The organism is Janthinobacterium sp. GW821-FHT03C08, assembly GCF_059420905.1.
In genome coordinates, this window is sequence record NZ_JBWKUP010000007.1 from 310649 (window position 1) to 320233 (window position 9585).

Below are 9585 nucleotides of genomic sequence, written 5' to 3' on the forward strand. Positions count from 1 at the left end.
CCTGAGATGAGGGGGCGGCGTTGGCCGCTGCGCGGCCAACTTGCCGCGCGCAGCGCGGTGGCTGGGCGATTCGGAGAGGGCTGGGCCGGCACGGCCCAGCCCTTCGAATCCCGCCGTTCCGTCCAGACAAATAAAAAAGCCTCCCATAGGGGAGGCTTTTTTATTTGATTCTGGCGGAGACGGTGTCCGCCTAATTGGCGTCCGGAAAAAGTCGCTTAATGCCTCTACGCCCTTGAATTTATGCATTTTTTCTGCCAAGTAGTCCGCTTGATATCGCTTGAGTGCGCTAAAATCCACACTCTATATGTGGGTAGGAATGGGGGTAGGCGATGGCGCGCACGGTCGAAAAATTGACGGCGTTGGCGGTAAGCAAGGCAAAAACACCCGGGTATTTTGGTGATGGGGCCGGCTTGTATTTGCAGGTGTCGAAGACGGGAACCAAGAGCTGGATCTTCCGCTATACGCGTGAGCGGAAGCAACGCGAGATGGGCCTGGGCGCCGTGCACACTGTAAGCCTGGCAGCGGCGCGCAGCAAGGCACGGGATTGCCGCGCCTTGCTACTGGAAGGGAAAGACCCACTGGAAACGCGTGCCGCCGACAAGCTCAGTGATGCGCTGGACCGCGCGCGCGCAATCACGTTCAACCAATGCGCCGGCGCTTATATCGCCGCGCACCGCGGCAGCTGGAAAAACGCCAAGCACGCGGATCAGTGGGAGAACACGCTGGCGACCTACGCTGCGCCCTTTATCGGAGACTTGCCTGTCGCCGCCGTCGACACCGGCCAGGTGGTCAAAGTGCTCAGCCCTATCTGGCAGGAAAAGACGGAGACAGCCACCAGGTTGCGAGGCCGCATAGAGAGCATTCTGGACTGGGCAACTGTCAGCAAGTACCGCGTGGGCGAAAACCCGGCCAGGTGGCGCGGCCATCTGGATAACCTGCTGGCGGATCCCGGCAAGCTTGGGAGGGTCAAGCACCACCCTGCCCTGCCGTGGCAGGATGTGGGCGGGTTCATGAAAGAGTTACGCGCGCGCGAGGGCATGTCGGCGCGCGCCGTGGAATTTGCGATCCTAACTGCCGCCCGATCTGGCGAGGTCCGTGGCGCGGTGTGGGAGGAAATTGACCTGGACTGTGCACTGTGGACCATACCGGCGGTCCGGATGAAGGCCGGCCGGGAGCACCGCATCCCACTATCGGCCGAGGCAATTGCACTGCTCAAGCAGATGCCCCGTGTAGAGAAGCACGTGTTTCCAGGGAGTAAAAAGGCCACTCCCCTATCCGACATGAGCCTGACGGCCGTGCTGCGCAGGATGGATCGGCGCGATATCACCGTGCACGGCTTCCGGTCGACGTTCCGCGACTGGTGCTCCGAATCGGTTGCAAACTCATTCCCACGCGAGGTTTGCGAACATGCGCTGGCGCACAGCTTGCCAGATAAGGTTGAGGCAGCGTATCGCCGGGGCGACCTGTTGGAGAAACGCATCCTGCTGATGCAGGTCTGGTCGACCTACTGCAATTCGGTCCCAGTCGTCGCCAGCGTGACGGCCATACACGGAGCAGTAGTGTAGGCTTGGCGAACCTTCAAACATGCCGGATGAACCCTATCGCAGCATGCGCGCCTCGCCCTTCGTCAGCTCGCGTTCTTTCATGTCGACGCTGACCAGCCACCCGCCGCGCTCCAGCTGCTCCGGATGGCTCTCGAAACTCGAGCGCAACTGTAGGCCGCCCAGTTCGAACGACTCTTCCGACATCCACTCGATATAACAGTCGATCAGGCGGCCCTCCGGAAATGTCGAAATCTGATGGCCGCGCAGCTCAGCGCAGGTTGCGTGGCGCTGCAACACATTTGAGTAATTATCAGCCACCGCCAGCAACCCGCGCGAGCCACCGCTCTCACGCGCAAGTTTTTTCGGTAGCGCCACTCCAGATCTATATAGCTCCCTGGCGCGGAATCCGATAGCGTTTTCCGGTACGAAAAGTTTGCATACCCAAGTCTGGGCGACCTCGCGGGTGCGGCCGGACTCGTCCCTCGTTACCTCAATGCCGCTGAGCACCATATTCCATCCTTGAACCCGCACCAGTTTGAGCTTGGCCAGCTGCGCCAGAATGCGCGGCGCGCCTATCGTTTGCAGGCGCGCCACTTTTGAAGGGCGTCGATTCCCCTCCAGCGTTACATCAACCACCAACAGTTCGAGCAGCATGGCGCCTTCTACTACCGGTGCAGGGGCTGCCAGCACCGCCCCATCCTCTCGACGCCTTGATGCCCAAACCTTCATCATCCATCCCAAATATACTGTACAAAAACACAGTATATTGGCGAGCAAGAGAAACCAGAAGGTGAAATTTGTAACTAGAAGAGTCCGCCCTGTTCCGCTGGCGCGGCCGGCGCAGGTGTTTTTGAACGGGATCGCGGCTGCATAGAGTCAGGCTCTGCGACGAGCAGCCCAGCAGGATACTGCCGATAAACGTCCTCTTCCGACACCAGCGAGCCGTCCAGCCAGCCCTGATACTGATCCGGGTTCAGGATCATCACCATGCGCTTTTCATCATCCGGCTTGTGGAAGCGCTGCATTAACGGGTGTCCGTCGGCGTTGATCGTCAGCATCGAGAACGACAGCAACTGGTCAGCCTGCCGGTATTCCCATATCCCAGCAATGGCCACCGGGCCGCCATCCGCGCGCTAGATGCGCCAGCGCACGGCCTTGCCGGTTTCGTAGTTGGGTTCGAAGAAATTGGCCGCCGGGATGATGCAAAACTGTTTGCGCTTCCAGGCGCTGCGGAAAGTTGAACTGCTGACTACCATTTAGGCGGGCACTTGTTGGGCAGAGTTAGCACCACGCAACAATGATGCATCAAGACGAACATGATAACAATGATTGCGAAAAATTGACTTTACTAATAGACTCATACCAATCTATTACAATCTTCGCATTTAAATTCCAGACGGAGCACTGACTTGATCCTTCAACCACTTGATCAAATAGAATCGTCCGATCTTCAAGCCCTCTGCCAAGACCGCTGCCCAGAGTCAGAAAGATTAGAATTTAAGCGTCAGCTTCCTAATAATTCTGATAAAGAAAAACATGAACTTTGTAAGGACGTCGCTGCATTGGCAAATAGCGATGGCGGTGATTTGGTGTACGGCATTGAGGAGAAAGATGGATGTGCAGGAATACTGGTGCCGATCACAGGAGAATTAGCAGACGCTGCTTTGCGACGACTTTCCCAGATACTCGATGCAACTATCGAACCAAGAATTATCGGGGTGAAGATGCGCCCAATCAATATAGAAGGAGGATATGCGGTTGTCCTACGTATACCTGCTTCATTTGACGGGCCGCATTCTATTCGGATGAATAACAATAGACGATTTGTCATGCGTAATGGGACAGGGATTGCTGATATGTCATATGATCAATTGCGTGCGGCATTCGACCGCACCGCAACGCTTGCAGAGCTCGCGCGCCGTTTTATTTCTGATCGAATTGAATTAATCGCCAATAAAAAAACAAGCATGCCGCTGTACACAGGCCCTCAATGGGTAATTCACCTTGTACCTGTAGCGGGATTATCCGGTCGGAAAGTTGCAGATTTAAAAATCGTATATTCAAAAACCTACGGCGAATTCATCGGAGGGAATTGGAATACTGTCAATCGAAAATTCAATTTTGATGGATTAATTCTTCATCCAAGCAACTCTCAGGATGATGAACATTATACTTATCATCATATATTCCGAAACGGCGCACTAGAAGGTGTAAGTCTTGGAGGTGAAACAATAGAAACAAGGCCAAATGAGGAGCGATCGGTAATATGGTCTATTGACATGTCAAAATTCTTTTACGACTCAATAAAATTATTTTTGACATCCGTTAAAAAATTAGGATTCTCAGGGCCAGCGGTCCTTAGCATCGCCTTGCTTAATGTGCAAGGATACGAACTAGGCATAGATCAATTTTATTACCAGCGTCGTCATTCTTCGGCAGACCGTCCACATTTAATTCCACCAGATGTATGGATCGAAGACATTGATATAATCGACGTTGATAGCACGATACAAACCCTTCTTGATATGGTGTGGCAGGGTTTTGGTAGAGAACGTTGCATTGACTTCGATAGTGTTACTGGGGCCTTTTCCCCACGAAAATAGCGGTGGCCTATGGAAGTTCGCACATCATCGAAGGTAATCTGTGAACCCCTCAGTTAACGAAGAGAATAAGCCATGCCCCCAGTCTACCTTTACAAGTACATGTCATTTCTAGCAGAAAAGGAGGCCGAGCAGGATAGAAAAGATGCCATCCTTAGCGATAACAATTTATGGTTTGCATGCCCCAAAAAATTTAACGACCCAATGGATTGCCGGCCACATTTTACTTTCGATTCTGACGACGAAACGGCGCGTCAACAGTTCCGGCGTAAAACCTTCGCTAACTCCTGCAATATGAGTTGCCATAAATCGGGGACCACAGAATGGATGGCACACTTTGTAAGCCTTCAAGAAAAATATCCATCCATAGACGATGCGTTCATAGAGTTTGCGCAGACGGTGGCGCAGGACTACGTGAGGGACATAGGTATTTTGTGTTTGTCAGAGGCTCCCAATGATCCAGTCATGTTCTATCACTATGGAGATAAACACAAAGGGCTGTGTCTAAAATTTAAGGTCGATGATTTTCTCGCCGACGCATCTCAGGTACTTTATTCGGACAACTACCCAGTCATTGATTTTTTCGCCGATGACAATCACGAAGCGGAGTATGATTCAATATTCCTCACAAAGTATAGAGGCTGGGAATACGAGAAAGAATGGCGTGTTGTAGATACCCAAGGAACGGCTAGACTGATCCCGTACCCGAAAGAACTGCTTGAGGGTGTCATCTTCGGATATGACATGGAGACTAAGGAGCGCGAACGAGTAAAAGAACTATTGGCCCAGCGTGGGCATACTGTTCAGTTGTTTGAAGCTAAGATCAGTGCCCGCTCCTTCTTTCTCGATATTATTCATTGTGGGGAGGTTGCCCAGCCTTGATATGCTCGGTTAAAATTGAGACCGCTGGAGAAGGCTGTTTTGTTTATGAAGATATGGACCGACTACACGGCAACGGTACCGACGGTGCCGAAAGTAACTCTAATATATGGTGAGTCCGCGTGAACGGCATAATTCTATGTATTTCAGAGGCGGGGCGGCTACCCTACAAGAAAAGAAACAAGGCATAATACTTGATGATAATTGTCGCAAAAATAGAAAATTTAATTGCATGCCAAATATTGAATTAACGCTAGCTCAGCTCCTTGGCTTCTCGCTAACATCTGGGATAGTTACCTTCATTCTAAACTCATTGTATTCAAGCTGGAGCGGCAGAAAACTTAGAGTTATCGAGGAAAGGCATGCAGCATTAAAAATAGCACTTAGCTTAGAGAAATTTTCGATTGGATGTTCCGCTGCAATTTCAGATCATCTAACATTCCTAGCAAGCGAACAATCGAACGGAAAAACATTTTCGACGCTACCTACACTTTCCTTACCTAACGAGATCGAATGGAAGCTGCTAGACAATAAAATTACCAATCACGTATTAGCCTTCGAAAATACAATCCAGTATGCAAATGGGGATATTAATTGGAGCATTAACTATTACGCACCTGACGAGGACAACAATACCCCAGAATTACAAGCTGGATATTGTGGTTTAGAGGCCCTGCTATTAGCGGAAAAACTGCGTAAGAGGTATTCCCTGCCAAAGAGACTCCCTCCTACGCGGACGTGGAATTATGAAAAATTACTGAAGGAGTGGCACGAAAAAATGGTAAGGCGGCTCTGAGATTTATTTGCGACTATGACGGCCATACACAGGCAGCTACAGCCGCCCGCAGTTCGCCCTCGTATTTCCGCCCACGCGCCCAGTCCCGCGCCAGCGCCAGGATGACCTCTCCATCCGTTGCTGCCACCGGCAACTTGTCGAGCTCGTAGGCTGGGCGCGGCGGCACCTCGCTGATGCACGGCACTATCACCGGCACCTTGACCCCAACTGGCGCTGGTAGCGCGCTGGCGCAACCGGCCAACGCCAACACGCTGAAAATGACTGCTAAGCGTCCGGGCAAGAGCAGGCGTCCATGAGACGCGCCATCCTTTTTTGACTGCTCAGCAGCCCGCCCCATGCTTTCAATATTCCGCCTCATCTCACATTCTCCAGTAGCAACCTAACGGCCGGCATTGCTTCGTCACAGGTTGTGGCGTGCACGCCCGCGATCTGCACTAGAGCCGCATCGTACTTCCTGCCCTTGGCAACAGCCGCCGCCCGTGCCGCCGCGCCGCGCTCCTGCGCCGCCAGGGTTGCCTTGGCCATGCCATCGATGGCGCGGTTTTGCTCGCTGATCGAGGCCCGCAGCGCTGCGCCGACGCCCTGCTCCCGCACCAGCGCCGCGCGCGCGGCGTCACGGTCGCCAGCGGCCAGCCACCAGCCGGTCGCGGTGGAGCTGGCCACCAGCAGCAGCGCGGCGGCCAGCACGATGGCGGCCGCCTTCCAGATCCCGCTGACGGCGGCGCCCGGCAGCGTGGCCAGGGCGCTCATACGATGCCCGCCACGTAGCTGACGCCGCCGCCGGCAAACTTGGCCGTCAGCACCTGGCGCCGCGGCGCGCCAGCCGACAGGGCGATGTGCACCCACGTGCCCTCGTAGATCAGCTGATCGAAGACGATGCCGCTTTGCCGGATCAGCAGGGCCAGCGCCTTGGGCGCCAGCCTGGCCGTGCTGATATCGGCAGCCAGGCCCAGCACGTGGGCGCTATTGGCCGCGCCACCCACGGCCTTGTTGAGCAAAGGCGAGCGGTAGCCGCTGGAAATGGCGACGGGCGCACCCACCAGCGCGCGCACCTGCTCGAGCAGCGCGGCCAGGCGCGTGAGGTTGGCGACGATGGCGGGCGCTGGCGTGTTGTCGATGCCCTTGCGGGTGGCCACCTGCGAGGCGACCAGTTCGGCCAGGCTGAAATGGGGGCTCAGGTTCACAGGCCACCCCGCACGTCACGGACGACAGCGGCCGCATCGCGCGCCAGCTCGCCGATGTCCTTGTCGCGGCGCTTGTCGAGCCAGCGTACCGTGGCGCCCAGCACCCACCAGGCGGGCAGACCGGCGGCCACCATCAGCGGCGCGGCGATGAAGAGAAAGCCCAGCGCCGGGTCGCTCCCGTAAAGCACGGCGACGGCGCGCGCGCTATCGAACAGGCCCGGCATCCAGTTGCGTACGACCACGACCAGGGCCGGCCCCATCAGGGCGGAAAACAGAATGGTGACGAAGAAGCGAACGCCCGCTTCCTTGGCGTTTTTTGGCCACATAAACATGAATCCCAGTGAGGTTGCGGCAGCGCCGGCCAGAACCGGGATGCCAAAAATTTTGATCAGCGCGCCGCCGGCGGCGGTTGTTTCGATGGCCATGGATGCCTTTCAGGTGGTGGAAATGAAAAAACCCGCCGAAGCGGGTTTGTGGTGATGCAAGCGGTACAGCTGTTAAAGTTCCTCGATTTCCAGCGGCATCGCGTAGTTTTCGTAGTACGGAATGCTCATCGCCGAGACCGACGACAGGCGCCCGAAGATGGTGTGGTCGCGCTCCAGCTCCGGGTCGGCCGATTCAGGAAACAAGCTAACCAGCATGGCGCCGGACATGCCATTTCGGCGCACGATGCCGAACAACGCCGTGCGGTCGGCTGCCGGTAGCGCGCTCATCTGCAGGGACATCTTGCCCGCGCGCGTGCCGAAATCGGTCCACAGGTCGCCGGCGTCGCTGCGGGCATGCGTGCTGGCGTCCATGATCGTCACCGGCGCGCCATAGTCCGGGTTGTTGGCGGGCGACCAGTATGCACCCGCTACCAGGCGCCCGGCCTCGACATATCCTTGCAGGTTGGCCGGGTCCTTGATGTCGATCGCCAGGCCCCGCGCGGCCATAGGTTCCGGCAGCCAATGGCGCGCATAAGCGCCACCGCCATGTCCATACGCGCTGGCGGCCTGCAACGGCGTGAAGCCGTCGATTACTGCGGCGGCGGCAGGGCATGCCGGCAGCATCCCGCTGTCGTAGCCGTAAGTCTGCCAGGCATCGATATAGCCGGCCGGGCGTACGCCTGACGCGGAGGTGGCGACGTCGGCTGCGCGCGTCACAGCGACGGTCGTGGTCGGTATATATGAATCGGCATAGCTACCTGCCTGGACTTGTCCGCAGGCGCACCACAGGGAATCACCGACGAAAATGCCCTGCAACCCAAAATAATACGTTCCTGTCGCTGTCGCTGTGTAGGTAATGCTATACCTCGTCAAAGGCAAATTTGCTGGAATGCCCGCGAAGACTAGCGCGACGCCTCCGCTGGATGATGGCCAGACCCCCATACTACGAGGAGCGGTTCCAGAGGCAATCCACATGCTGAACGTGTAGGTTACCCCGGCAGTCAGCACCACGCCCTGCCCAATACCAGAACCGCCGGACGTCGACGTAACCTTGTACGCTGGCGTGCCGTCAGGGGCAAGAACGGCAGCATCTGCCACTACAGATGCACCACCGCCCCAGCGGAGACCCCAACTTGCACTGGAAATATCCCCGGATTGCACGGCAAGATTCGTCGCTGCCGGCTCCAGTAATAAAAATGGAGGTGCCGCCAGATTCACCGGGTTGTATTGCATCCGCGCCACATTGGCCGGCGCCGTCTGCAGCAGCCCGTTGTTGCCAATAAATGTGCCCGTTGACGCACGCCCGGTGAAACTGACCGTCGCCGGATAGTAGGAAGACAGCCCGCCAGTCTCGATCTGCGCATGCGTGATATAGACCCCGCTTACTCCATCTCCAAGGTAGCCCAAGGTGTTCGTTCCCGTCACAAGGTCCAGAGCAAGATACCAAGTGCCATTCACCGATGCAGTCAGCTCAATCGCGCAGCGATACCAGCCGTTGCCCAGCGGCACGATGCTCGCCAGGGCGCCCGTCATCCCTCCAAAATAAGAAACCGCACCAACCGTACCCGCAGCAAGATCGAAAATCGCCGCTGCACCAATAGCAAAGCCGGTCGTGACCTGAGACAGCCGCACCTTACTGCGTCCTGCGGCCTTGACGCAGATCGATACCGTCGTGCGGCGCGCCGCAACAGCGGCGAAGGACCGATACAACTCATGCAAGGTATCATTGTTCGTCCCTTCCACGAGCTTTGCAGCGCCTGTACTACCCTCTGGTGTGATGGCAATATCGGGAACGATGGAAACGCCAGAAATTTGCCAAAGCGCAGGATTCGTAAAATGATCGGAGAATGTCAGCTGGTTCTGGCCCGCCGGCTCATTCGACACGCGCACGCGCATCGTCGCCGTCGGCGACAGGTTGCAGAACGGCAGAAACACGCCGCCGATGCGCTCTGGCGCGGCCCAGGTGGCAGCCAGGCGCGCCGTGGTGCCGGTGGCCCGCCATGGCCGGCCCTTGCGATTGTTTTGCAAGTTGGCCACGCCCAGCGCGCCGGCCGTGGTGCTGGCCGTCAGCGTGGCGCGATCGGCCGCATTGTCGTAAATGATGCGTAAATTGGCCATACTATTCCACCGTGGTATTGGATAAACGTTGATACACCG

Annotated in this window: 10 protein-coding genes and 1 pseudogene; 5 read left to right on the top strand and 6 right to left on the bottom strand. The window is 56.4% G+C overall.

Annotated features, from left to right (window positions below; genetic code table 11):
* Positions 1–329: 329 nt before the first annotated feature.
* Positions 330–1565: a tyrosine-type recombinase/integrase gene (locus AC07VL_RS12395; RefSeq protein ID WP_494806111.1), complete on the top strand. Its 1236-nt coding sequence runs from the start codon at positions 330–332 to the stop codon at positions 1563–1565.
* Positions 1566–1598: 33 nt separating this feature from the next.
* Here the strand turns inward: AC07VL_RS12395 and AC07VL_RS12400 are convergent, their stop codons facing one another.
* Both AC07VL_RS12400 and AC07VL_RS12405 read right to left on the bottom strand, forming a co-directional pair.
* Complete coding sequence (locus AC07VL_RS12400) at positions 1599–2198, bottom strand: hypothetical protein (RefSeq protein ID WP_494806112.1); 600 nt, start codon at positions 2196–2198, stop codon at positions 1599–1601.
* A gap of 149 nt (positions 2199–2347) precedes the next feature.
* A pseudogene (locus tag AC07VL_RS12405) lies at positions 2348–2662 on the bottom strand (SOS response-associated peptidase family protein); the annotation flags it as partial.
* A gap of 291 nt (positions 2663–2953) precedes the next feature.
* On the opposite strand from AC07VL_RS12405, the gene AC07VL_RS12410 reads away from it, so the two are divergent.
* The 3 genes from AC07VL_RS12410 (at position 2954) to AC07VL_RS12420 (ending at position 5819) form a co-directional block, all read left to right on the top strand.
* On the top strand, positions 2954–4147 hold the full coding sequence (locus AC07VL_RS12410; protein ID WP_494806113.1) for an AlbA family DNA-binding domain-containing protein: 1194 nt from the start codon (positions 2954–2956) through the stop codon (positions 4145–4147).
* 72 nt (positions 4148–4219) lie between these two features.
* Entirely contained in the window at positions 4220–5026 is an 807-nt protein-coding gene (locus AC07VL_RS12415) for a DUF2971 domain-containing protein (RefSeq protein WP_494806114.1), read from the top strand.
* Positions 5027–5255: 229 nt separating this feature from the next.
* On the top strand, positions 5256–5819 hold the full coding sequence (locus tag AC07VL_RS12420; RefSeq protein WP_494806115.1) for a hypothetical protein: 564 nt from the start codon (positions 5256–5258) through the stop codon (positions 5817–5819).
* A gap of 354 nt (positions 5820–6173) precedes the next feature.
* Here AC07VL_RS12420 and AC07VL_RS12425 read toward each other — a convergent pair whose 3' ends face one another.
* Genes AC07VL_RS12425 through AC07VL_RS12435 form a run of 3 tightly spaced genes read right to left on the bottom strand, consistent with a single transcriptional unit; the run spans position 6174 to position 7329 of the window.
* Complete coding sequence (locus AC07VL_RS12425) at positions 6174–6569, bottom strand: hypothetical protein (RefSeq protein ID WP_494806116.1); 396 nt, start codon at positions 6567–6569, stop codon at positions 6174–6176.
* Positions 6566–7003, bottom strand: coding sequence for a D-Ala-D-Ala carboxypeptidase family metallohydrolase (locus AC07VL_RS12430; RefSeq protein ID WP_494806117.1), 438 nt, complete (start codon positions 7001–7003; stop codon positions 6566–6568). Before AC07VL_RS12430 ends, AC07VL_RS12425 begins: the two co-directional genes overlap by 4 nt.
* Positions 7000–7329 carry a hypothetical protein gene (locus AC07VL_RS12435; RefSeq protein WP_494806118.1) on the bottom strand — a complete coding sequence of 110 codons (330 nt, stop codon included), beginning with the start codon at positions 7327–7329 and terminating at the stop codon, positions 7000–7002. The genes AC07VL_RS12430 and AC07VL_RS12435 overlap by 4 nt, the downstream gene beginning before the upstream one ends.
* Positions 7330–7333: 4 nt before the next feature.
* Here AC07VL_RS12435 and AC07VL_RS12440 point away from each other — a divergent pair, with 4 nt between their 5' ends.
* Positions 7334–7483, top strand: a complete 150-nt coding sequence (locus AC07VL_RS12440; RefSeq protein ID WP_494806119.1) for a hypothetical protein — start codon at positions 7334–7336, stop codon at positions 7481–7483.
* 17 nt (positions 7484–7500) lie between these two features.
* Here the strand turns inward: AC07VL_RS12440 and AC07VL_RS12445 are convergent, their stop codons facing one another.
* Positions 7501–9546 (bottom strand): phage head spike fiber domain-containing protein, encoded by a 2046-nt coding sequence (locus tag AC07VL_RS12445; protein WP_494806120.1) that lies wholly within the window; start codon positions 9544–9546, stop codon positions 7501–7503.
* Positions 9547–9585 lie beyond the last annotated feature (39 nt).